Here is a 21,998-nt window from a genome sequence, read left to right on the forward strand (position 1 = left end):
TTCCCGCCCTGTCAATACAAAAAATCGGAGTGCCGCCCGCGAGCCCGATCGCCAGCCCGATTCGCCGCTTGTCCCGGCTATGCGACGTCAAGCGAAAGGCCCCGCCCCCGGCGCATCGATGCGTCAGAGAGCGGGACCGGGCGTTCGCGGACCGTCCGCTTATTTGGCCGCGCTGTTCAGCTCGGCGATTTTTTTGTTGACCGCTTCCTCCATGTTCCGCAGCCCCGTATTGATATCCGTTTCGCCGGTAAACACTTTGAGCAAAGGCGTCCAGTAGCTCGCCTGCGTCTGCCCCGACCATTTCGAGACGGGAGCCGGAGCGGCCGGCTGCGCCGGAATGGCGGCTTTTGCGTTTTTCCCTTTCAGCTCGGGCACGTCGGCGCCGAATACGTCGTTGACCGCTTTGTTTTGCAGGGCGGAAATCGTCCCTGCCCGCGACATCATCGTCTGGAATTCGTCGGACAGCAAAAAGTCGATGACGCGGAACGCCTCTTTCGGATGCTTGGCGCTCGACGTTATGCCGATATACGTGGCCGGCGATTGCGATCCCGTTCCGGGCTTGGACGAAAACGAAGGCAGCGCGGCGTAGTCCATGCTGAACAAATCTTTCGTGACGGTAGCCGGGTAAAACGTCGTCGCCTCCATCGCCGTAATCCCGTTCACGCCGAACCGGTTCCAGTCCATAATTTCTTTCGCCTGCGGGGTGCCGACTTCGTTGCCGGGAATTTTGTAGAAGCGGTCGATGTTTTGGATCAGCTCGGCCCACTGCGCATTGTTGACGCTGGCTTTGTCCGTCTTCGGATCGACCCAGCCGAGCGACAGCTGGTTGTAGTCGATGACGTGCGCGGAAAAATCCATCCCCCGATACTGAACGCCGCCTTCGGTGCGCGTCATTTTGCGGGCAAGCTCGTACACGTCGTCCCATGTCATTCCGTCGCGCGGCGGAGCGACGCCGAACTTGTCGAACAAGTCCTTGTTATAATGAAGGACGACGTTCCGCATGGCGAGGGGCAGTCCGGTCACGCCTTGGCCGAACGTATCCCGCATGACCTGGATCGGCCCCTGGTACAGCCGGTTGGCGTCGAACTTGAACTCTTTCATCAGCGCGGTCATGTCGTAGGCAAGACCGAATTGCGCCACATCCCGGGGATAGGCGACCGGATCGGCGTAAAAAATATCGATCGGCGAACCGGCGGCGACGATATCGGCCGCGTTTTTGTTGCCGTAGACGTTGAAGCTGATGTGGGGGTATTTTTTCTGAATATGTTTGCCGTACGTTTCCATGAACGCTTCCTCGGACACGTAGCGTCCCCCGTAAATGTTCAGCACGACCGGCTCGAGCTTTTCCTGCGCGGCGCCGGCATTCCCCTTCTCCTCCGCATTCGACCCGTTCGCGCCGTCCCCCGAGGAACAGGCCGTCGCGAGCGATACGAGGTGCGGCTGGATCAGTCTCCCGCTCGCAAATACAACTGCATGTTCGACATCAACTTGCTGTTTCTCAGCCCGTCCGACCGGGAGTTCGGCAACTACTTGCTGCAAACCGGCCAGCAGCTTCCTTCGCATTACGAGCTGAACGAAGAGCAGACCGTTTATATGCAAGAGTGGTTCGACGCGATGAAGCTCGAATACGAGAGCGAGTTTTTGGCCAAGGAAACGTCGCTCCGGTCCAAGCTGATGGAAGGACTCGTCTATTTGAGCCGGACGCGCTTCGCCGCCGCTCCGCCGGACGCGACGTCGGTCCAATCGCAGAGCAACATTGTGGAGCTGCTCAACTATACGCATCTGCATTATACCGACGAGCGGCTGTCCTTGTCTTCGCTCGCCGACGGCTGCGGCATGAATGCGTCTTATGTGAGCCGTCTGTTCAAGCAGCATACCGGCCGGACGTTCATCCATTATTTGCATCGTCTGCGCGTCGACCGGGCGGCGAGCCTGCTCGCCACGACCGATATGGACATCGTCGACATTACGGTCGAGGTAGGCTTCGACGACGCCAGAACGCTGCGGAGAGCGTTCAAGAAGCTGAGCAGCTGACGCCGAAGCAGTATAGTATCGCGACAAGTTCCGGTCCGACGCGGAGGCGAAGCCGGGCGAACGGCAGGCGTAAGCCGGCGACTGTTTTGAGAACAACCGTCCGGGACAATTATCGGACGGTTCTTTGGCATGCGGCGCGGCTGACGAACCGAGAGATCGGTATCGGAGCCGAAAGCGGGGGTTTGAAATTGTAACGAATTCCCGTATCGTTATTGCCGGCGAATCGGATCGTTTTCTTCCCTTTTCGCCTCGATAGCGATACTTGTGCCTAAAGAGGCCGGCGCCGGCGCGAAAAAACCGCCGGGCATTCGGCCCGGCGGCTAGCGCCGCTTCTCACTCGTCGTCATCGTCGTCATCCGCGTCGGCGAGCTTTCGCAAATATTCCTCGTCGGCCCGGTCGCGGGCGCGGCTTTTTTCTTTCAGCCGTTCGATGGCCGGCATAATGAGCAAATCGACTTCCTTCTGCACCGTATACGCGAGGTCGTGGCGGCTCTGCGACTCCAAATACGAACCGACTTCCATAAGCGCGTTGTAACGGTCCAGCTCCTCGCGGGTCAGAAGCCCGCGCACTTGCACGCTGCAGTGTCTCACAGGACGAGCCGCCTCCTTCGGGACAGACGCTTGCACCGTCTCCCGTCAAAACTTGCCTTTGCGCAGCACGAGCGGAATGCCTCCGATCATGAACAAATAGCGCAGGTCGATCAACTTTTTCATCATCGCGGCTTTGCGGCCGGTCATTTTTTTGCCGTACACGATGCCGATCGCCTCGCCTTTGCCGAGCGACGCGACGACACCTTTATGATCGTATTTGAACTCGCGCAGCGGCTCGCCGCGAATCGTCGCCACCAAGTTGCGGGCGCACGCGATCCCTTGCTGCATCGCCAGCTGGGCGGTCGGCGGATACGGCTTGCCCTGCTCGTTCATGACGAGCGAGCAGTCGCCGACGACATAGACGTTTTCGTGCTGCGTCGTCCGCAAATACGGATCGACCTTCACGCGGCCCCGCATCGCCTCGAAGCCGGCCTGCTCGACGAGCCGGTTGCCGCGGATGCCGCCCGTCCATACGATCGTCGTCGACTTGATCGTTTCCCCGGTCGCGAGCTGAACTCCGCCGGGCGTGCATTCCTTGATCGCCGTGCCGATTTTGAACGTTACGCCTTTGTCCGTCAGCACCCGCATCGCGTATTCGACGAGTTCGGGATCGAAGCCGGGCAGCGCGGTCGGCGCCGCTTCGATATTGACGATGCCGACCAGCTTCGGATCGACGTCGAACTGCTTGCACAGCTTCGGGATGCGGTCGGCCAGCTCGCCGACGAACTCGATGCCGGTAAAGCCCGCCCCGCCGACGATGAACGTCAAGTAGTCCTTACGGTGCGGCTCTCGTTTGAACTTGGCGAATTGATATTCGATATGCTCGCGGATGAGCCGGACGCTGTTGATGCTGCGAATGTTCAGCGCATACTGCTGCAGGCCGGGAATGCCGAACGTCTCCGCTTCGCCGCCGAGGCCGATGACCAAATAGTCGAACGACAGCGTTCCGTCTTCGAGAATGACTTTTTTCTCGTTCGGCTTGATTTGGACGACGGTCGATTTGACGAAATCGATTTTGAATTCGTCGATCAGCTTCGCGATATGGATTCTCGCGTTTTCCGGATCGTCCGTTCCGGCCGCCGGCATATGCAGGTGCGTCGTTATATAATGATAGTCGTGCTTGTTCACCAGCGTTACGTTCGCCTCGTTATACCCGAGCTCCTTCTGCAGCCTTAGAGCGGTCAGCACGCCGCCGTAGCCGGCGCCCAATATGACGATTCGTGGAACTGTACTCATCTCTGATCCTTTCCGTATCCGGTTCGGTATTCGTTCTCTCTCTATGTTGTGAAAAAAAACACAACCTATTTTGCGTCAAAACTCCGCCTTTCGCCCGGGAAGCCGTTCGCTCCGGACGAAACGTGTCGACGGATCGCTTCAAATAGAATGCAGAAAAGCGATGATATCAAGAGCAATCATATATCTTCCCCTATGAAAATTCAAGCGACAAACTGTCTAAAATTTGTCGTTATTTGTGACAATTTCGCTTTCTTTCGCATAGGCGGACGATTATAATAGTAAGGTGTGGTATAACCATTTGGAGGTGTCTTTTTTCGTGTCAGTGCCAGTACAGGAGCAGGGTCAAGACTTGACGGACATCATCATCATTGGCGGTGGACCTGCCGGGATGTTTGCGGCGTTTTACGCAGGAATGCGCCAAGCCTCCGTGAAAATAATCGAAAGCATGCCTCAATTGGGCGGACAGCTTGCAGCGCTCTATCCTGAAAAATATATTTATGACGTAGCCGGCTTTCCGAAAGTAACCGCTCAGGAGCTCGTCAACCGGTTGAACGAGCAAATGAGCCATTTTCCGGTCGACGTGCGGCTCGAAGAAAAAGTGCTGAAGGTGACCAAAAAGGACGAGCGTTTGTTCGAGGTCGCAACCGACGCGGGCGTCCATCATGCGAAGGCGGTCATCATTACGGCCGGCGTCGGCGCATTCGAGCCGCGCAAGCTGGAGCTGCCGGAGGCGGCTCGGTACGAGAAAAAAAACTTGCACTATTTCGTCAGCGACCTGAACAAATTCGCCGGACAAAAGGTGCTGATCAGCGGCGGAGGCGACTCCGCGGTCGACTGGGCGCTCATGCTCGAGCCGATCGCCGAGCAGGTGACGCTCATTCATCGCCGCGATAAATTCCGCGCCCACGAGCACAGCGTAGAGCTGCTCATGAAGTCGAAGGTCAACGTCGTGACGCCGAAAGAAATCGTCAAGCTGAGCGGCGCGGACCGGATCGAAACGGTTTCGATCAAGGACATCAAGTCCGGCGAAATCGAGGAAATCGCCATCGACGCCGTAATCGTCAATTTCGGCTTCGTTTCCTCGATCGGCCCGATCGCCGAATGGGGGCTCGATATCGACGGCGGATCGATCGTCGTCGACTCCCGGCAGGAAACGTCGATTCCCGGCATTTTCGCCGCCGGCGACATTACGACGTATCCCGGCAAGCTGAAGCTGATCGCCGTCGGCTTCGGGGAAGCGCCGACCGCCATCAACAACGCGAAAGTGTATATCGATCCGGACGCGAAGCTTTCGCCGGGTCACAGCAGCAACATGAAATTTTGACCCGATCAAAGGTAAAGGTACTCCGCGGCGCAGGCGGAGTACCTTTTTTCGTTCGTCCGGGCGTCCGCCCGCGAATTCCGGCGTCCGCCGCGGGGCAAGATAGCGGTAATATCCGCTTCATCGCAAAGGAGGAAACGTTTCGTCGTGTCCTATATCTGCTTATACTGCAACGGAATGCGCGCGCTGGACCGAAGCTGCCCGCAATGCGGCGAAGGGCTCGTCGACGCCGGTCGTCTCGACGACTATTCCGGCCCTTATTCGCCGTACCGTCCGATCGACGACAGCAAGCTGACGAACGGCTATCCGGACTTGGCCGAGCATTTGTGCGTGCACCAGACGTATTGTCCCGATTGCGGGTATTCGGACGTCATCCCGCTCAAAGAATCGACGCAATAGACGGCGGTCGGTCCGCTTCGCGGCATAACCGGCCCAACCGTGACAACGGGCCGGCAGCCCGTCAGCTTGCCGCCGTGCGCAGAAAGCCCGGCAGCCGGAAGAAGGCGAGCGCCAGTCCGGCGAGCCCGAACGTCAGCAGGACGACGACCCCGCCGGCCACGTCGGCGATATGGGCGTTGTGCGCGATTACGTTCACGAGCGAATGCTGCGCCCAATACTGCGGAGTGAAATGGCCGATCGTCTGCACGAATTGCGGCAACATGTACGAAGGCACCCACAGACCTCCGAGCATCGCGCCGCCCATCGAGATAAGCTGCGTGACGACCATCGCCGCCCCTTCGCCCGGCATGACGAACGACAGCCCGAGCCCGAGCCCGGTGCCGGCGACGCTGAGCGCGGCCACGATGAGGGCGAGCGCCGACAAATCGCCCAGATTCAAGTCGTAGACGAGATGACCGAACGCGAACAACACGGCGCACTGCGCGACGACCGTCAGCGCGAACGGAATCCACATGCCGATCAAGTAATGGAGCGGCTTTATGCTCGTGCTGCGGATGCGCGACAGCAAGCCCGTCTTCTTCTCCTCGAAAAACCGCCGCGACATCGTGATCATGATGAAGAAGACGAACATGACGGTCATGCCCGGAACGACTTGATCGACATAGTTGAACCGGTCGGACGCCGTCGACACGTTTTCGATTCGGATCGGCGAAGCGAGCGTCCGCTCCGCTTCCGCTTGCGATTGTCCCATCGAAGCGAGCGCGCCGGCCAGCTTCTGCTCGCGGTAGCCGTTCGAAATGCCGTTCAAAATCGCCTCGATCGGCGCGAGCGACGCCGCGGCCGCCGGATCCCGGTACAGCTTCACGTCGGCCGGCACACCCTGCTTCATCGCCGCCTCGAACCCGCTCGGAATGACGAGCAGGGCGGAAAATTGGCCCTGCCCGATTTTGCCGATTTGCTCGTCCAGCTCGGACGCGTCCGCCGCTTTCACATCGATAATTTGCCCGGCCCGCTCCAGAAACGACCTCGACGCTTCCGTCCCGTCCTGATCGACGACTCTTAACGTGATGCCGCCCGAATCGCCCGTGCCTCCGAACACGGACCCGAACATGACGATGAACAGCACCGGCATAAGCAGCAGAAACAAAAAGCTGCGCTTGTCTTTGCGGATCAGCTTCAATTCCTTCAAAATGATCGCTTTCATCGCTTCGTTCTCCTCTCTCATCCGTTGTCGAGCGGCTTTCAATCGCGCAGGGCGGTGCCCGTTACCGTCAAAAAGACGTTTTCGAGCGACGGTCTGACGACCTCGAGCTGCTTCAAGTCCCAGCGTTGCTCCGCCGCCGCTTGCAGCAGCCGCTGCATGACGGCGCCGACCTGCTCGGTTTCCAGCAGCCAGCCGGAGCCTTCCTTCTTCGCCCGGCCGACGCCGGGGCATTGCGGCGGTTCGGTCATGCCCGCCGCCTCCACGTAAACCGCCCTGCGCCCGTACGTTTCCAGCAGCTCGCCGAGCGGGCCGCTCGCCTTGACCGTCCCCCGGTCCATGATGGCGATCTCGTCGCACAGCGCCTCCACTTCCTCCATGTAGTGGGTGGAATACAGGATGGCGACCCCTTCCTCGTTCAGTTCGCGTATCATCTCGAATATATGGTTGCGCGACTGCGGATCGATGCCGACGGTCGGTTCGTCCAGGATGAGCAGCTTCGGCCGGTGCAGCAGCGCCGCCGCGATGTTGATTCTCCGCTTCATGCCGCCGGAAAACGTTTCGACCGCGTCGCCCGCCCGGTCGGTCAGGCCGGTTTTGTCCAGCACCTCGCGGATGCGGTGCTTCAGCTCGATCCCGCGGACGCCGTACGCTTCGCCGAAAAACAGCAAATTGTCGTAGGCGCTCAGCTTTTCGTACAGCGTAATGTCCTGCGGCACGTAACCGATAAAACGGGCGACTTCGCCGATCTCGTTCGTCACGTCGCGGCCGAGCAGCTTGACGGTGCCGCTGTCGGCTTTGACGATGCCTGTCAATATTTTCATCGTCGTCGACTTGCCGGCTCCGTTCGGTCCGAGAAAACCGAACGACGCGCCCGCTTTGAGCGAAAACGTCGCTTGCCGCAGCGCTTGCTTTTTGCCGTACGATTTGCTTAGCCCCGACACTTCCAGCAGCGGTTCGTCGCCGGCGGTCGACGCGAGACTAGTTTTCGTGAGCAAGCTGTTCATATCGTAATCCCTCCCGAATATTCGCGTTGCACGATGCATGCTGCGATTCGGCCTTCGCAGGCCGCTACACCCGCAGCTTCCGCTCCAACAAATAGGCGGACAGACGGACGACCAAGTAGGCGAGCAGCGCGCCGAACGCCATCATGACGGCGATTTGCCACGGCTGGGACAACAGCGACCGGGCCGTTTCGCCGCCCGTCCGATCATCCATGCCGGCAATGTTCAGCCATGCCGTCGACATCGAAAACAGCGTTCCGCCTCCGCCCATAAAGACGACCCACAATATCGGCGTAATCGGGCGGATCGCCGTATACTGCGCCGTAGCCGTAAACAAGCCGAGCGCCATAATAAGCGGGCTGAAGCCGAGCAAGGCGGCGAGCCAGCGGAGCCCCGTCGCCATAAACGCGCCGACGTCCGCGAACGTGTACGTTTCGAGCGCTAGCGCGATAATCGAGGCGTACAGAGCGGCGAAGACGAGCACGCCCGCCCAGACGAGAAGCACGCGCGCCATGCCGGCGGCCCATTTGGCGCCGACCAGCCACAGGCGCGGATACGGCAGCGTCAGCCACCAGCCGTACGTGTCGTTCTCCCATTCCCTTCGAAAATGGCCGAAGCCGAAAAAGAAAATAAAGTAGGGCAATCCGAAGGTGGCGAACCATAGCCGGTCCAGCTGTTTCGTATCGACGATCGCAAAATAGGTCGTGATGCCGAGCGCGGCGGCCAAAACAACCGCGACGTACACGATCCTCCAAAACTTGGGGAACGGGGTGCGGGCGGCTTTCCGCCAGCTCCCCTTTTGCTTCAATTCATGGCGCACGAGCGCCCAAAATGTCGCGGATGGCGCGTTCAACGTCTCCACTCCTTTTTGTACAAAGTGCGAAATACGTTTTGCAGCGAGCCGTATTCGGCCCGCAAATCGTCCGTCTCGCCCGACCAGATCGCCCGGCCGTTCTCCATCATGACGGTATAGTCGAACAGCCCTTCGACCTCCTGAATGTCGTGCGTGCTGATCAGCATCGTCCGGCCGCGGTTTTCCAAATGATCGATAATGCCGGAGACGATCGCTTCCCGCGAGATGACGTCGATGCCGGCGAACGGCTCGTCGAGGATGATGAGCGGCACGTCGCGCGAAATGCACAAAATGAGCGCCACCCGCGCCTCCTGGCCGCGGCTCATGCCGGCGATCTTCATCTCCGGATCGATGTCCATCCATTCCGCGAACCGGATCGCCGTCTCTTTGTCGAATCCCGGCAAAAACGAATGTCCCCATTCGATCGCCTGCTGTACCGTATGGCTCGGATACCAGCGGGCGCGGTCGGGCATGTAGGCGATCGCTTCGTTCGTTTTCCAGCCCGGCCTGCCGCCGAGCACCTCGATGCGCCCTCCGTCCGGCTCGACGAGCCCGGTCATGGCGCGAAACAAGGTCGACTTGCCGCAGCCGTTCGGCCCGAGAATGCCGACGATCCGGCCGGACGGAATGACGACGTCCAGCCCGCCGAGCGCGACTTTTTTGCCGTACCGCTTCGTTACGTTTTCGCATACGACGACAGGCTGCGTCATGGATTCGTCCCTCCTTCGGCTTCGGCCGATTTTTGCCTCACGTACCGTTCGATATCTTCCCAAGTCAGTCCCAAGCTTTCCATTTGCGACAAAAACGACTCGATATATTGCGACGCGAACTCCGTCCGGAACGTTTGCACCCGCTCGGGCGACGACGTGACGAACGTTCCTTGCCCCCGCCGTTTTTCCGTCAAGCCGTCCCGCTCCAGCTCCTGATAGGCGCGCATGACCGTATTCGGATTCATCCGCAGCTCCTGGGCCAGCTCGCGCACCGATGGCATTTTGTCTCCCAAGCCGATTTCTCCTTTCGCGATGGCGCTTCGCACCTGATCGAGTATTTGTTCGTATAGAGGCTGGCTGAAGTCGATCTGAAATCGGAGCGAGCCAACCCGCTGCCCTGTCATAGGCGTTCCTCCCGTCTATCCCGATTGCGGCCGCAATCGTTCCGAGGCAATTGTTTGATTCGATCTAAGTGTATTATATCACTTAATACACTTAATGCAAGTGGCAGTTTCATCATGGACGTTCGCCGCGATCGAATGATGCGGGATTGCCGCGAATCTGGTATGATGGCTCAGTCGGATATGCGTCCGGCCGCGGTTCGAAACCATCCCGCGCTACCAAAACTATGGAGGTCCGCACCATGTTCAACTTGATTTGGGGCGTTGCTTTCGTCATCGTTAATTTCTCCCTGTTTCTGCTCTGTTACAAGCTGTTCGGCAAAAAAGGGCTGTACGCGTGGATCGGCTTCGCCACCGTGCTGGCCAACATTCAGGTGACGAAAACGATCGGCCTGCTCGGCATCGCCATGACGCTCGGCAACACGATCTATACGTCGATCTATATGGCGACCGACCTGCTGAACGAAAAATACGGCGCCGATGCGGCCAAGCAGGCGGTCTGGTTCGGCTTTTTCAGCCTGCTCGCCTCGACCGTCATGATGCAGATGACGCTCGTCTTCGTGCCGCTCGGCGACGAGCTCGCGCAGTCGACCCAGCAGGCGATGGAAACGATATTCGGGCTTATGCCCCGTCTCGCGGCGGGAAGCCTCTGCGCCTACTTCGTCAGCCAGTTTCTGGACGTTCGCGTCTATTCGTATTTGAAAAGCAAGTTTTCGTCGGCCGGCCAGTTCTGGATTCGGACGAACGGCAGCACGGCGCTCAGCCAGCTGGTCGATTCGCTCGTGTTCTGCACGATCGCCTTCGCCGGGCTTTATTCGCTATCGGTATGGCTGCAGCTGCTGATCACGACGTATTTGTTCAAATTCGTCATTACGGCCGCGGCCACGCCGGTCATGTACATCGCCCGCGGCTTCAGGCATGCGGAGGACGCGGAGCCGGGTACGGACGGGCGGGCGCGGTAATGCAGCTAGGACATGAACGTTACGGCATTGCCTTCTAAGGCATATTCGTCGAGTGCCGATATCCGGCTTTGGCGTTTTGTTACGGAGCGGCAATGCTTTTTTTAACTAATAACCGACAATGCATATCTTTAATAACCATAATGGAAAATGGCGATTCCGGAAGGGTCGCAACGGAATACTTGGCCTGAACGGAGAGGAAGCATGGCGAGGGTTACTTGCTGTACGTTACGACGGTTCCCGCGATCGAGTCGTAAATCGTTTGTCTCCTGGGGTTCCAAAAAGGGCTTATGACGTACGCGAAAACAAGGACGTAGACCGTCGCGAGCGCCGTATACACGAGCGAGGCGGGCAATTCCGACGGGATGACGATATGCCAGACGGCGAAATGGGCGAGCTCCCAAGGAGCCAATTTAAGGGCGGACCGCAGCAGCGACGTTCCGAGCCCGACGGGCCGATCGCGCACGCCCGCGACTGCAATGCCCATCTTCCTTTTGCCCCATGTCGCGTGCGACTTCGATCCCTCGCATACGGCAAAATAAAGATATACGGGAAGCGTTATGATCAAAAATCCGGAAAGCTCCGCCGTCAATGGACTCGTCGTGAACAGAGGCTTTATTAACGGCTGCGCCGGAAAGGAAACGACGAACAGCACCGCCAGGTAACCCGCGATCAGAACGTAATCCAACAAAAAAGCGACGATGCGGGCTCCGATCGATACGCGTTCGCTGCGCTCCTGCAGCTTGCGTTCCGCCACTTCCTCATCCCCTTCCGAATCGAACGGTTTGGATCGGGACCGCTCCGTCCAGCTGCGGATCAAGGCTGCCGGTCCGAACCGGCAGCCCTTCGAACGGTCCCGCTTTGTTGCAGATCGGGCGGAACCGCGCACTCCGCACCCCGTTAACGGGTCCCGCACCACTCCCAGCCCGTCGCGCCCGGACGGTACACGTACCGGCTCAACGCTCCGCTTCCGTCCTCCACGGCGACCAGCAGGCCGTCCGCCGTCGGAACGATATGATGAACCTCGCCGTCCGGCACAAGGCCCGCCGCGATCGGCGCGAATACCGGCAGCAGCAGCTCCTCCAGCCACATGCGTTCCTTGAACCACCGAGGAGGCTCGGCCGTCGGCGGATAGCCGTCCGCAGGAGCGCCCAGCTCGGCGGCCAGCGGCCGCGGCTCGTTCGGCAGGCGCCGGCCGGCGCCGACCGCCGCGACGAAGCGGAGGCACAGCTCGACCGTGTTCAGGATTTCGCCGTAATCGAGCGATCCGTTCGCGTACCGGATTTCAATCGTCCCGGTATCGTACCAGGCCGCCGCGTTGATGCCGCATCGATGCGATTGCGGTCTTCCTTTATGGCGAAGCGCCTCCGGCGTCGGGTCGGCGGCGAACCGTTCGGCCATCTCCCGCGTGATCGGGGGACAATACAGCAGCCGGTGCTCGCTCGTTCCGACCAATTGCCGCAGCGCGTCCTGCGCCGTCAAGGCCGCTTCGACCATCGCCGGGACGATCGGCGGGCCCCACCGCTCCGCGCCGACGTGCACGTGCAAGCCGCAGCTCCAATTCGCCTCCGCGCCTTGCGCCTTCAGCCGGTCCAGCATGACGCGAATTTGATCCCGCTGCTCCCATCGAAGCGGAGGCGGCTTCAGCTCGCTTCCCGAATCGGCGCCCGTCATGTCGACCTGCTTCTCGTCCAGCGACATGACCCAGCCGGGCAGCAGCTCGACCCGCTTCGGGTCGCATCCGACGAATTCGATTTCCACGCCGAACTTCAGTTCGGTCCAATGCAGTTCCATAGCTCCCATGCGACTCCCTCTTTCGCTCTGTAATCGTTTGACTTCAAGCGGAAAGCGGAAGCGGCGGGGCGGGCCGCGGGCTTACCGGGGCACTTTTTGCGGTTTCATCGGTTTTCCCTCCTGTCGCCTGCCCGGTCCGTTCGCGGCTTGCTGCCGCGTTTGATGTATATTTTGTCCGGCCGCAGGTTAACGATAAGCAGTAGCTGCTTCGCCATATAGTCCGGCGTATGCCGAAACCCTTGCTCGACCCAATGAAACGTCAGTCCGAGCAGCGCATGGATTTGGTAAACGGCTTGGAGCTCGGGATCGGCCTGGGCTTGATGACCGGAAGATACGTCCAAATCTTCCAGAACGATCGTTTTGAAGCTTTCGATTACTCGATCCCGGAAATCGGGCCATACTTTTCCGTTCTGCAGCGTGCGAAACAGCGAAGCGTTCCGGTACATATGATCGAACAGGACGACGGCCGTATGGGGCAGCTCGTGGACGGAGAAAACGTCTTTGTCCCGGTACGGCTCCCTGAACGCTTCCGCCAAGCCGTCCGCCGCTTCTCGGATGACGTCGGCGAGCAGCGCTTCCTTCTGCTCGTAATGCGCGTAAAACGTGCCGCGGTTGCAATCGGCCCTGTCGACGATTTCGGTGATGGTGACGGCTTTGAACTCTTTTTCGGCCAAAAGATCGAGCAGCGCCCGCTTGAGCGCCCGTTTGCTTTTGGAGATTCTTCGATCCGTTTTGCGTTCCGTTTCGGACATGGCGACACTCCGCATCCTAAAGGTTGCCGCAGTTGCTGAACAAAACCGGGCGAACTGTCCGTTACCGCACAAAGGGCGGTTTTTTAATGATTGTACGCTTTTGCGGGCAGGACTATACTTTTCTTGTACGACGGTTCGTTCGCGACCGCGTATGGATTTCAAAGCGTTACATTTGTATTGTACTTCATTTGTTCGGCGAAAAAAACGATCGGGAGGCATTCACATGAGACTTGATGGAAAAGTTGCAATCGTAACGGGAGCCGGGTCGGGAATGGGCAAAGAAATCGCCGTCCTGTTCGCCAGAGAAGGCGCGAAGGTGGCCGTGTCCGATATCAACGAACAATCCGCGCAGGCGACGGTTTCGCAAATCGAAGCCGCCGGCGGCTCCGCGGTCGCCATCGTCGCCAACGTAGCCAATGAAGAAGATATACAGCGTCTGATCGACGGCGCGATCGATACGTACGGCAAGCTGGACATTTTGGTCAATAACGCGGGCATCATGGACGGCATGGTGCCGGCTCACGAATTGACCGACGCGTTGTGGGAACGCGTATTCGCCGTCAATGCGACCGGACCGATGCGCGCGATCCGGAAAGCGCTCCCCCATTTTATGGAAAAAGGCAAAGGGACGATCGTCAACATCGCCTCGGTCGGCGGCTTGTACGGCTCCCGGGCGGGCGCCGCTTATACGGCCGCCAAGCACGCCGTCGTCGGCTTGACGAAAAACGTCGGCTTCCAGTACGCAAAGCTCGGCATCCGCTGCAATGCGATCGCGCCGGGCGGCGTCAAAACGAACATCGGCGTCGGCAGCTCGTCTCCGAACGAATTCGGGCTCGACAAGGCGATGGCCGGCATGGGCATCAACCCGCGGACCGGCGATCCGGACGAAATCGCCGCCGTCGCGCTGTTCCTCGCCTCCGACGAGTCCCGCTTCGTGAACGGTACGGTCATTACGGCCGACGCCGGCTGGACCGCGTATTGACAAGAAAAGACCGTCAGACGACGGTCTTTTTTGCGCAAACCGGCAGCAGAGCGGGAAACGGGATGGAAAAGCTCCCGCTATTTTCGGTCGTTTCCGGTTTCCGGGCAAAACAACGGGAAAACGTACCGTTATATTCGTCCATGCCGTGCTTTTCGCCGATACAGCGACATTTATCCGGAGCTTTTCCTGGTATTACGAAACGACGCTTATAGATGGAGCAAGTTAACCGGAGGTTTTCCCGTTCGTTCTTGTCCATCGCGTTCAGCGCGACCGCCACGGCGGCGATGCGGGGCCGGACACCCCGTACCCTTCGCCAGCCGCAGCATCGGTAAAGACAACAGTTTCAATCATCCGCAGTGCCCCGCTTGGCAGCACGCTTATCCGACTTTTTCAAGAAAAACGCGAACTTGTTGGATCACTCGGGCTGTTGGTTCGCGATCAGCGGGCTGTCGACTTGCTTTCGCGGGCGGTTGATTTGCCCTTCGTGTCCATGTTGGGTCGCATCCGTCGGCTGTTGTAGCGACTTGTCGGGTTCATAATTTGTTGATTCGTGTTCGAGAACCCTCTCGTCGACCCAGGCTTGAGCGGAACCCGGCCATGCGAGGGAGCGAAGCCGACGTTTATAGAGACATCATGGAGCTGTGATCATGGGGAGGGAGCGGGGACTAGGCTCCAATGTCTAAACGAACCGAGCGATCGTTATCCGAGCCGAAAGCGGCGGCTTGAATTTGCAGCGAATTCCGGTAACGTTATTGCCCGCAAATCGGATCGTTTTCTTCCCTTTTCGGCCCGATAACGATATACGGATTCGTCAGCCTTGAAAAACGATCGTTTTTCCGCCAATAAGCGTCGTAAGGTTCGTAAGCCGTCGATCCGGATCCGCCCGGTTGCCGCGGACGATCGGCCGTCCTTCGGGACGGCCTTCCGTCTTTCGCAGACACAGGGCGCGAACGTCGCCCCTCGCTAGACGTGCTTCCACCACATGCCCGCCCATTCCGGCACCCGCGACCAACGGTTCGCCCGCACCCGTTCGGCCATGTCCGCACCGAAAAAAAATCCGGCGAGCTCCTCCGCCTGCCTGACGCTGTCGAATGCGTAATCGAGCCGCACCGTCTTGTGCGAAAAGCGGTACGTTTCCGTCAGCAGCGAATAATAGGGCCGCAAAAAGCCGGGAGCGCAGGGGGTCTCCGCGCCGGTCCCCATCGTTTCGAAAATGACGATCGTCCCGCCCGGTCGAAGCACGCGCTCCATTTCGCCGATAATCCGGCTCACGTTGGTTTCCCAATCCGGGACGCCGTCGTTCGTCAAATAGCAGATCGTCCAGCCGGCCGCGATCAGGTCGGCGCTCCGGTCCGCGAGCGGCAAGCTGCGATGGTCGGCGACCGCCGTGCGCCATGCGGCCGCTCCCGTACGCCGAAGCTTGTCGGCCGCTACATTCAGCATCGCCTGCGACGCGTCGAGCAGGACGAGCGATTTCGCTTTCGGCGCCAGCACCGTCGCCAGCCTCCCCGTCCCCGCCCCGAGATCGACGACGTCCAGCCCGTCGAACGGGCGGATCGCCTCGATATGCGGCGCAAGCGACGGCTGCCTGGAGACGAGAAGCTCGTACGTCTCCGCGTTTTGCGCATAAATGGTTTCATGGTTGGGCATCTTGCCGGCCTCCTTCGTCGTAGTCGTCCCCATCCTAACGGTTGACGCTGCGCGAAGGTCAAGCCGCGTTCGCAAAAAAAGCGCCGTCAGCGAATCGGGACGGCGTAGACGACGTGCAGCAGGTCGTTAAGGCGCTTTATTTTGACGACATAATGGCGGGCTTCGAAAAATTCGGCGATCTCCGTTACCGAAGCGAGCGGATTTTGCCCGTCCGGAGGACGTTCCGGCCTTCCTTCCCGCTCCGGCGTCCGTTCGCCCGCCGGCATCCGATCGGCGATGCAAATGCGGCCGCGCGGCTTTAGCACGCGGATCGTTTCCTCGAGCGCCAGCCGCCTTTGTCCGTCCTCCAGATGCCGCAGCGCAAAGCTCGAAACGACGAAGTCGAATTTTTCGGACGTATACGGAACCGCCAGCAAATTTCCGACCTTCGTCTCCATCTCGGGAAACTTCGCCCGGCACCGGTCCAGCATGGCGCGCGACTGGTCCACGCCGGCCATTTTCGCCCCCCGGCGCATCAGCCTGCCGGCCAAATTGCCCGTTCCCGTTCCGAGATCGAGCCCTTCCTCGCCCGGTACGGCGGATATCCACGTGACAATCAGATCGAGCGCGCGGTCGTAATCCGTATATTCGCCGGAGTTGCTCCCGACGACGCTGTCGTGCGTGTCGGCCAGCCGGTCGTAGTCCCATCGGTCCCGCCAGCCGCCGCGCAGCTCGCGCACCCGCTTCGCCTCCTGCGCCAGCCGAAACATCGCCTCGACCGGCAGCGCCTTCTCGCGGGCGAGCAGCGACAGCATCGAGTCGGCCGTCTCGATCGTCTCCTTCAGCTCGATCCAGGCGGCCGCCATCTCGGCGCGCTTCAGCTCCAAATGACGGATCAGCTCGCCTTGAGCGGAGCCCGGTTCTCCCTGGGCCGGCAGCGCCTGACGGATATCGTCGAGCCCGAGCCCGGCTTCCCGGAGCGCCACGATCATTTGCAGCCGCGCCATGTCGTCGTCGTCGAAGCGGCGGTATCCGCCCGCCCCGTCTTTCAACGGCGCGATAAGCCCTTTTTGTTCGTAAAAACGGATCGCTCTCGGCGATATCCGCAGCTTTTCCGCCGTTTCCTTGATTCGCATTCCGATGGCCCTCCGTCCTTTGACGCCGCGTCAACGTTCGCTTCCGCAAACAAAAAAGCTCAGTTCGCCTGAGCTTCATAGTACTTTATAGTCAATTTCCGTCTTTTGATTTCGGCGAGCAGCAGCGTTACGAAATCCCGGTCCAGCTTGAGATCGACCGCTTTGTAGTACGTCTCGATCAGCGCTTCGTTGCTTAGCGTTTTCATCGTCCATCACCTTACTTTGTACCTAATTTTCTATATCGTAACATGGCGTCCGAAGCTGAACAACAGCACCCTTGTCCACATAAATTTGTGGATATCTTGTGGGCATTTTGTTGACAACTGTCAAAACATGTCTGACGGTCAGGTCGAATGATGTGAATAAAGTTATACACAATGCAGGGGACCGCCTACTCTATAAAAACATTTTATGGATAATTCCCAACTAGCAGATTTCGGTAATAGATTCATAGCGTTAGCGCCTGCGAGAAAGGAATAACAGGCGAATTTCCGCCAAACGGCGAACGTTCGGTTCGTTATGTAGCGTAAAGGACCGAATATTCCGTTATCGTTTCGAACGGGTCGTTTCCGAATGAGATCGGCTCGGTTAGCGGAAGAAGGCTTCCGTTATTTTGCGGAAGCTTGGCCCGGATGCGAAAATAACGGAACATTCGTTCCGCTATTGGCCGGGCGGCCCGGGCGGCATCCGACCGGCGGGGCGAAGCGTACCGCTCTGCGAGCGCGGCTTTTCAAATAAAAAAAAAGGCGGCCGGCCGTCACTCCGGCTGCACCACCTCCCATGCGATGCTCAGCTTCCGATCCGCCCACCGGCGCACGACCGCCTCGGCGGCCGCCGCGACTTCCTCCTCGGACAGCTCCGCCAGCTTGTCGTCGTCGATTTCCACGACGTCTTCCTTCACCTCTTGCCCGTCCACGGACAAGCATACTTTGATTTTCATCCCGCTCCTCCAATCCGGCGTTCGAGCCGTCTGCCATCCATTATAACTGTTTTTTCACAAAAAAAGACAGATTCGCGTTTTCCCCCCGGCCTCACATCCGTTACAATAGAGCATGGAGGGGAACGAACGATGGATACTGATATACTAGAGCCATTTCTCGAACAACAGCGGGGCGACCGCAACAAGCTGTATGCGCTGCTGGGCCGGCTTCCCGCACGCAATCGGCCGATATCGGCGGAGACGGTATTAACGGAGGACCGGGGAACGTTTACGCTCGAGAAGCTTTCGCTCGATTTGAACGGGATCGAGCCGGTGCCCGCCTATTTGCTGCTGCCGAAGCAGCCGAGAGGAGGACGGAAGCCGCCGGTCGTCGTTTATCATCATTCGCACGGCGGATTTTACGGCGTCGGCAAAGAAGAGCTGCTTCGTCCCGCCCCGTACATGAGACAGCCGGGATACGGCGAAGCGCTGACGGAGCGCGGGTATGCGGTACTGGCGATCGATTCCTGGGTTTTCGGCGAACGGAGCGGCCGCAGCGAGCTGTCCGTCTTCAAGGAGATGCTGTGGCACGGCCGGTCGCTGCTCGGCATGATGCTGTACGACGCGATCAAGGCGATCGACTATGTCGCGACGCGGCCGGAGGTCGACGGCAATCGAATCGGGACGGTCGGCATGTCGATGGGCAGCACGATGGCGTGGTGGCTCGGCGCTCTCGATACGCGGGTGCGGGCGGTCGCCGATATATGCTGCTTGACCGATTTCCACGCGCTGATGAAAGAAGGCGGTCTGGACCGCCACGGCATTTATTATTACATACCGGACCTGCTGACCCATTTCAATGCGGCGCAAATCAACGCGCTGATCGCGCCCCGTCCGCATCTGAGCGCGGCCGGGCTGCACGATCCGCTTACGCCGGTCGCCGGGCTCGACCGAATCGAGCAGGAGCTGAACAAAGTATACCGCTCCGTCGGTGCGGCGGACGCCTGGAAGCTGCTCCGCTACGAGACCGGGCACGTGGAAACGGCGGAGATGCGCCAAGAAGTGCTCGATTTTTTCGACCGCGTTTTATAAGAGGAAAGCTTGAAACCGGAAAGGCTGCGCCGCGCAGCCTTTTTCGTCCGTTAAAGGCGTCATGCGCGCTTTCGGTAGGGCGCGACCGTTTTCCCGAGCGAAAGCCCGCCCCATACGAAAATCAAGGTTGCGGGAAGCGCGAAGGCAAAGCCTGTCGCGATCGTCGCGAAGTTCGCCGCCCCCGCCTCGCAAAACCGGTATAACGCGTACGCCGCATACGGGATTTCGACCAGCGCCGCCGTAATGACGCCGGACGTATATGTCCCGAGCGCGACCGAAATTCCGACGTGCTTGATCCCGTCGAGCAGCAGCACGGCCACGGCGCCGGTGAACACCGCAATCGCCGGGCCCCCGCCGTCGACGCTTTTCGCCGCGAAGTACGCCGCGAGCATGAGCGCCGAGCCGAGCAGGAGCACCGCCGTCGCGAATTGGACCGTCACATTTTTGTCCCAATCGATCAGGCGGCGTTCCGCGGCGATGCGGGGATGCGCCTTATTGTTCCGCAGCCATTTCTCCACCGTCGCAATTTCTTCCCCGTCATGGATGAAAAAGACGATCGGCAACAGCCAGATCAAAGCTTCCAGGCCACTCGATTCCGCGATAGTCGACAGCATGGTCATCGTCCTCCGTTCGCTTTTCAGTTTGCGAAAGGCGTCGGCTTTAGCCCTTCGGGCGGCAGCCGACGAGGCCGCCGTACATGAGGCGACTATGGCGCCCCGGTATGACGGGCGTTTTTTCCCCGATTGGCGCAAAGCGGACGCCGTTTCGGCCGACATAATCATCCAGCCGATATCGCCTACGCCGATAGAAGCGCCGGCAGCGAAGGCTCCCGGACGGTTCGATCGGATCTTGAAACGCATGCGATCACTCCCGGGAATGATTTGAGTATATACTCAATTTTAGGGCAAAAAAAATGGTGTAACGTCAGGCGGCATCACGGCGCGGCGCAAGATCGGTTTCGAATGCCTGCGACCGATCCCGGCCGACTTATTCGGCCCCGGGCTTGCCGCCCGATTCAACCAAACCGTACAGCAGCAGCCGGACAAGCCGCCGAACGTACGCCTCGTCATCGAGCGTCTGCACGCTGCGTCCGTAGCGGGATTGGAGCATGAAGTATACGAGAATGGACGATGTGAGCATCGTCATTGCGATTTCGGGCGTGCCTTCGCCCTGCCGATCGCCAGCCCCAGCCAATCGCCGCCCGATCATCGTTCCGCCGACGGCGCCGATATTTTCGATCAGGTGCAGCACCTCACGGGAAACCGTCTCGTCCCGAATCATGTCCGGCGACCAGATCAGCCTCAAGTAATCGATATGTTCGTTCAAAAACCGGAGATAGCGAAGCCCGTACTGCGCGAGCGCTTCCTCCAGAGGCAGCTTGGCCCATTGCTCCTCCGCCTCTTGGATGCGCATGAAAAAGGTGAAATGGGTGACGACTTCGAGCAGCAGCTTCCGTTTGTCGCCGAAATAGTAGAAAATAAGCCCTTCCGCGACGCCGCACTCGCTTGCGATCTCTTTCGTCGTAGTGGCATGGAATCCTTTTTGCGAAAAAAGCTTCAGCGCCGTTTCGAGAATGCGCTGCTTTTTCGAATGGTTGCCGTCTTTGCCGGCCATGCGATTCGCCTCCGTCCGCGTCGAATGCGGTAACGCGCGAGTTTTGAGTGTTTACTCAAATTATACTCGCGGCTCGAACGGTGTCAAGTCGGCCGGACCGCCGATAGTGCGCTTTGGAGCGCTATTTCGCGGGAATGGGCGGTGGCCTCCCGCCGATAATGCGCTTTTGAGCACTATTCGGGCCGATGCCCACGCTCATGGCGGCGATTTTGCGCCGATAGTGCGCTTTTGAACGCTATTGTCGCGAAAACGACCGCCGCCTCACGCCGATAATGCGCATTGGAGCACTATTCGGGCCGATGCCCGCGCTCACAGTAGCGGTTTTGCGCCGATAGTGCGCTTTTGAACGTTATTGTCGCGAAAACGACCGCCGCCTCCCGCCGATAGTGCGCTTTGGAGCACTATCCGGGCTGCTGTCTGCTCTCTCGAAGCCTATCAAAGGCAAAAGGAAACAGACCGCCCCCAGCCGGGATGGCGATCTATTCCAACGCGATACATGCAAATTACATTACCGTTCGATCCGGACGCTTCCTTGCAGCCGCTCCCCCGAGCGGACGAATACGGGAGCCGACGACAAATCGGTTCCTTTCCATACGGCGAGCGTGACGGTTCCGTCCCGGGCCATCAAACGGACCGTATGGACGTCTCCCTCATAGACGGCAACCCCCTGCGCATAAACGCGCTCGCCGTCAAGAACAAGCCAGTCGAACGCGGATACGGTCCAATCGGCGCCTTGCGGCTCGGCGTGAACGCGCATCGTCCCCTGCGCGACGCCCCGGCCGTCGGCCGTCACCCGGCTTTCGACGTGCAGCTTGTTCGCCCGCGTCCCGATAAGCGGATCGCCGCCCGGCGTCAGGTCGATATGGCCGTTGACGCCCGCCGCTCCCGGAGCCGACTCGAACACGGCGATATCTGCCGTCGTCTCCGACGGCGTGTAGTAGCCGTTGCCGAGCAGCCGCGCCTTCACTTGGTACAGTCCGCTCGGCAAGCCGACCGCAGCGGATGCGACCCCTGCCGCATCGGTCGCATAAACGGCGTCCGCGACGGCGGCGACCGGCGATAAGCTGCCGTCCGGATTCCACGCCGATACCGTGAACCGGACGGGCAGTCCCGCCAGCTCGCCCAAGCTCCCGTCCGGCTCCTGCACGACCTGCGCCGACAGCGTCACGCCGCCGCTGCCGCCGCCCGTACCCGCTCCCGCGATCGCGAACTTGCGCGCGCCCGTATACGCGAGCGACGCCTGCTCCGCGCTCGCCGCCAGCCGGCCGGCCGCTTCGTTGCCGCGGTAAAACGCCGCCGCGTCCCCGGCGAACGCCGCCTGCACCGGCTGCCCGCCGCTCCCGCCCCCGCTCTCGCCCGCATCCGCGCCTG

Annotated in this window: 23 protein-coding genes and 1 pseudogene; 6 read left to right on the plus strand and 18 right to left on the minus strand. The window is 59.8% G+C overall.

The features are described from left to right. Nucleotides 1-159 precede the first annotated feature (159 nt). Nucleotides 160-1,329, minus strand: coding sequence for an ABC transporter substrate-binding protein (locus PV407_RS28630; protein WP_332093420.1), 1,170 nt, complete (start codon nucleotides 1,327-1,329; stop codon nucleotides 160-162). 105 nt (nucleotides 1,330-1,434) lie between these two features. On the opposite strand from PV407_RS28630, the gene PV407_RS28635 reads away from it, so the two are divergent. Then, complete coding sequence (locus PV407_RS28635) at nucleotides 1,435-2,034, plus strand: helix-turn-helix domain-containing protein (protein ID WP_332093421.1); 600 nt, start codon at nucleotides 1,435-1,437, stop codon at nucleotides 2,032-2,034. Nucleotides 2,035-2,367: 333 nt separating this feature from the next. Here PV407_RS28635 and PV407_RS28640 read toward each other — a convergent pair whose 3' ends face one another. After that, nucleotides 2,368-2,625: a hypothetical protein gene (locus tag PV407_RS28640; protein WP_332093422.1), complete on the minus strand. Its 258-nt coding sequence runs from the start codon at nucleotides 2,623-2,625 to the stop codon at nucleotides 2,368-2,370. Nucleotides 2,626-2,670: 45 nt separating this feature from the next. Beyond that, complete coding sequence (locus PV407_RS28645; RefSeq protein WP_332093423.1) at nucleotides 2,671-3,861, minus strand: NAD(P)/FAD-dependent oxidoreductase; 1,191 nt, start codon at nucleotides 3,859-3,861, stop codon at nucleotides 2,671-2,673. A gap of 322 nt (nucleotides 3,862-4,183) precedes the next feature. Here PV407_RS28645 and PV407_RS28650 point away from each other — a divergent pair, with 322 nt between their 5' ends. Further along, nucleotides 4,184-5,185 (plus strand): NAD(P)/FAD-dependent oxidoreductase, encoded by a 1,002-nt coding sequence (locus PV407_RS28650; protein WP_332093451.1) that lies wholly within the window; start codon nucleotides 4,184-4,186, stop codon nucleotides 5,183-5,185. Between the two features lie 144 nt (nucleotides 5,186-5,329). Further along, entirely contained in the window at nucleotides 5,330-5,581 is a 252-nt protein-coding gene (locus PV407_RS28655; protein WP_332093424.1) for a hypothetical protein, read from the plus strand. A 61-nt stretch (nucleotides 5,582-5,642) separates the two neighbouring features. Here PV407_RS28655 and PV407_RS28660 read toward each other — a convergent pair whose 3' ends face one another. The 5 genes from PV407_RS28660 to PV407_RS28680 all read right to left on the minus strand — a co-directional run bounded on the left by PV407_RS28660 (nucleotide 5,643) and on the right by PV407_RS28680 (nucleotide 9,753). After that, the gene (locus tag PV407_RS28660) at nucleotides 5,643-6,785 is read right to left on the minus strand and encodes an ABC transporter permease (RefSeq protein WP_332093425.1); all 1,143 of its coding nucleotides are present in this window, start codon (nucleotides 6,783-6,785) and stop codon (nucleotides 5,643-5,645) included. Between the two features lie 38 nt (nucleotides 6,786-6,823). Then, complete coding sequence (locus PV407_RS28665; protein WP_332093426.1) at nucleotides 6,824-7,789, minus strand: ABC transporter ATP-binding protein; 966 nt, start codon at nucleotides 7,787-7,789, stop codon at nucleotides 6,824-6,826. Nucleotides 7,790-7,853: 64 nt separating this feature from the next. Then, a complete protein-coding gene (locus tag PV407_RS28670; RefSeq protein WP_332093427.1) occupies nucleotides 7,854-8,639 on the minus strand; it encodes an ABC transporter permease in 786 nt (261 codons plus the stop codon). Then, on the minus strand, nucleotides 8,636-9,349 hold the full coding sequence (locus tag PV407_RS28675; protein ID WP_332093428.1) for an ABC transporter ATP-binding protein: 714 nt from the start codon (nucleotides 9,347-9,349) through the stop codon (nucleotides 8,636-8,638). Before PV407_RS28675 ends, PV407_RS28670 begins: the two co-directional genes overlap by 4 nt. Beyond that, a complete protein-coding gene (locus PV407_RS28680) occupies nucleotides 9,346-9,753 on the minus strand; it encodes a GntR family transcriptional regulator (RefSeq protein WP_332093429.1) in 408 nt (135 codons plus the stop codon). The genes PV407_RS28675 and PV407_RS28680 overlap by 4 nt, the downstream gene beginning before the upstream one ends. Before the next feature lie 239 nt (nucleotides 9,754-9,992). Here PV407_RS28680 and PV407_RS28685 point away from each other — a divergent pair, with 239 nt between their 5' ends. Further along, nucleotides 9,993-10,712, plus strand: coding sequence for a queuosine precursor transporter (locus tag PV407_RS28685; protein ID WP_332093430.1), 720 nt, complete (start codon nucleotides 9,993-9,995; stop codon nucleotides 10,710-10,712). Between the two features lie 211 nt (nucleotides 10,713-10,923). Here PV407_RS28685 and PV407_RS28690 read toward each other — a convergent pair whose 3' ends face one another. The 3 genes from PV407_RS28690 to PV407_RS28700 all read right to left on the minus strand — a co-directional run bounded on the left by PV407_RS28690 (nucleotide 10,924) and on the right by PV407_RS28700 (nucleotide 13,255). Then, nucleotides 10,924-11,529 carry an RDD family protein gene (locus PV407_RS28690; protein WP_332093431.1) on the minus strand — a complete coding sequence of 202 codons (606 nt, stop codon included), beginning with the start codon at nucleotides 11,527-11,529 and terminating at the stop codon, nucleotides 10,924-10,926. Between the two features lie 80 nt (nucleotides 11,530-11,609). Further along, nucleotides 11,610-12,512: an amidoligase family protein gene (locus tag PV407_RS28695; RefSeq protein WP_332093432.1), complete on the minus strand. Its 903-nt coding sequence runs from the start codon at nucleotides 12,510-12,512 to the stop codon at nucleotides 11,610-11,612. Between the two features lie 95 nt (nucleotides 12,513-12,607). Continuing rightward, nucleotides 12,608-13,255, minus strand: coding sequence for a TetR/AcrR family transcriptional regulator (locus tag PV407_RS28700; RefSeq protein ID WP_332093433.1), 648 nt, complete (start codon nucleotides 13,253-13,255; stop codon nucleotides 12,608-12,610). Between the two features lie 223 nt (nucleotides 13,256-13,478). Between PV407_RS28700 and PV407_RS28705 the strand changes: the two genes are divergently transcribed. Further along, a complete protein-coding gene (locus PV407_RS28705; protein WP_332093434.1) occupies nucleotides 13,479-14,237 on the plus strand; it encodes an SDR family oxidoreductase in 759 nt (252 codons plus the stop codon). A 963-nt stretch (nucleotides 14,238-15,200) separates the two neighbouring features. Here PV407_RS28705 and PV407_RS28710 read toward each other — a convergent pair. From PV407_RS28710 to PV407_RS28725, 4 genes are all read right to left on the minus strand, one after another. Continuing rightward, nucleotides 15,201-15,887 (minus strand): class I SAM-dependent methyltransferase, encoded by a 687-nt coding sequence (locus tag PV407_RS28710; RefSeq protein ID WP_332093435.1) that lies wholly within the window; start codon nucleotides 15,885-15,887, stop codon nucleotides 15,201-15,203. An 86-nt stretch (nucleotides 15,888-15,973) separates the two neighbouring features. Next, nucleotides 15,974-17,002 carry a MerR family transcriptional regulator gene (locus PV407_RS28715; RefSeq protein ID WP_332093436.1) on the minus strand — a complete coding sequence of 343 codons (1,029 nt, stop codon included), beginning with the start codon at nucleotides 17,000-17,002 and terminating at the stop codon, nucleotides 15,974-15,976. A gap of 59 nt (nucleotides 17,003-17,061) precedes the next feature. After that, complete coding sequence (locus PV407_RS28720; RefSeq protein WP_332093437.1) at nucleotides 17,062-17,208, minus strand: sporulation histidine kinase inhibitor Sda; 147 nt, start codon at nucleotides 17,206-17,208, stop codon at nucleotides 17,062-17,064. 551 nt (nucleotides 17,209-17,759) lie between these two features. Beyond that, nucleotides 17,760-17,942, minus strand: coding sequence for a hypothetical protein (locus tag PV407_RS28725; protein ID WP_332093438.1), 183 nt, complete (start codon nucleotides 17,940-17,942; stop codon nucleotides 17,760-17,762). Between the two features lie 129 nt (nucleotides 17,943-18,071). Between PV407_RS28725 and PV407_RS28730 the strand changes: the two genes are divergently transcribed. Continuing rightward, a complete protein-coding gene (locus tag PV407_RS28730; protein WP_332093439.1) occupies nucleotides 18,072-19,013 on the plus strand; it encodes a dienelactone hydrolase family protein in 942 nt (313 codons plus the stop codon). 59 nt (nucleotides 19,014-19,072) lie between these two features. On the opposite strand, the gene PV407_RS28735 is transcribed toward PV407_RS28730, so the two are convergent. The 3 genes and pseudogenes from PV407_RS28735 to PV407_RS28745 form a co-directional block, all read right to left on the minus strand. After that, nucleotides 19,073-19,627 carry an HXXEE domain-containing protein gene (locus PV407_RS28735; RefSeq protein WP_332093440.1) on the minus strand — a complete coding sequence of 185 codons (555 nt, stop codon included), beginning with the start codon at nucleotides 19,625-19,627 and terminating at the stop codon, nucleotides 19,073-19,075. Nucleotides 19,628-20,000: 373 nt separating this feature from the next. Next, nucleotides 20,001-20,627, minus strand: coding sequence for a TetR/AcrR family transcriptional regulator (locus tag PV407_RS28740; protein WP_332093441.1), 627 nt, complete (start codon nucleotides 20,625-20,627; stop codon nucleotides 20,001-20,003). A gap of 508 nt (nucleotides 20,628-21,135) precedes the next feature. Next, nucleotides 21,136-21,998: pseudogene (locus PV407_RS28745) on the minus strand (sugar-binding protein); the annotation flags it as partial.

Origin of the sequence: Paenibacillus sp. GYB003 (genome assembly GCF_036577625.1) — a bacterium.
Classification (GTDB): Bacteria; Bacillota; Bacilli; order Paenibacillales; family NBRC-103111; genus Paenibacillus_AB.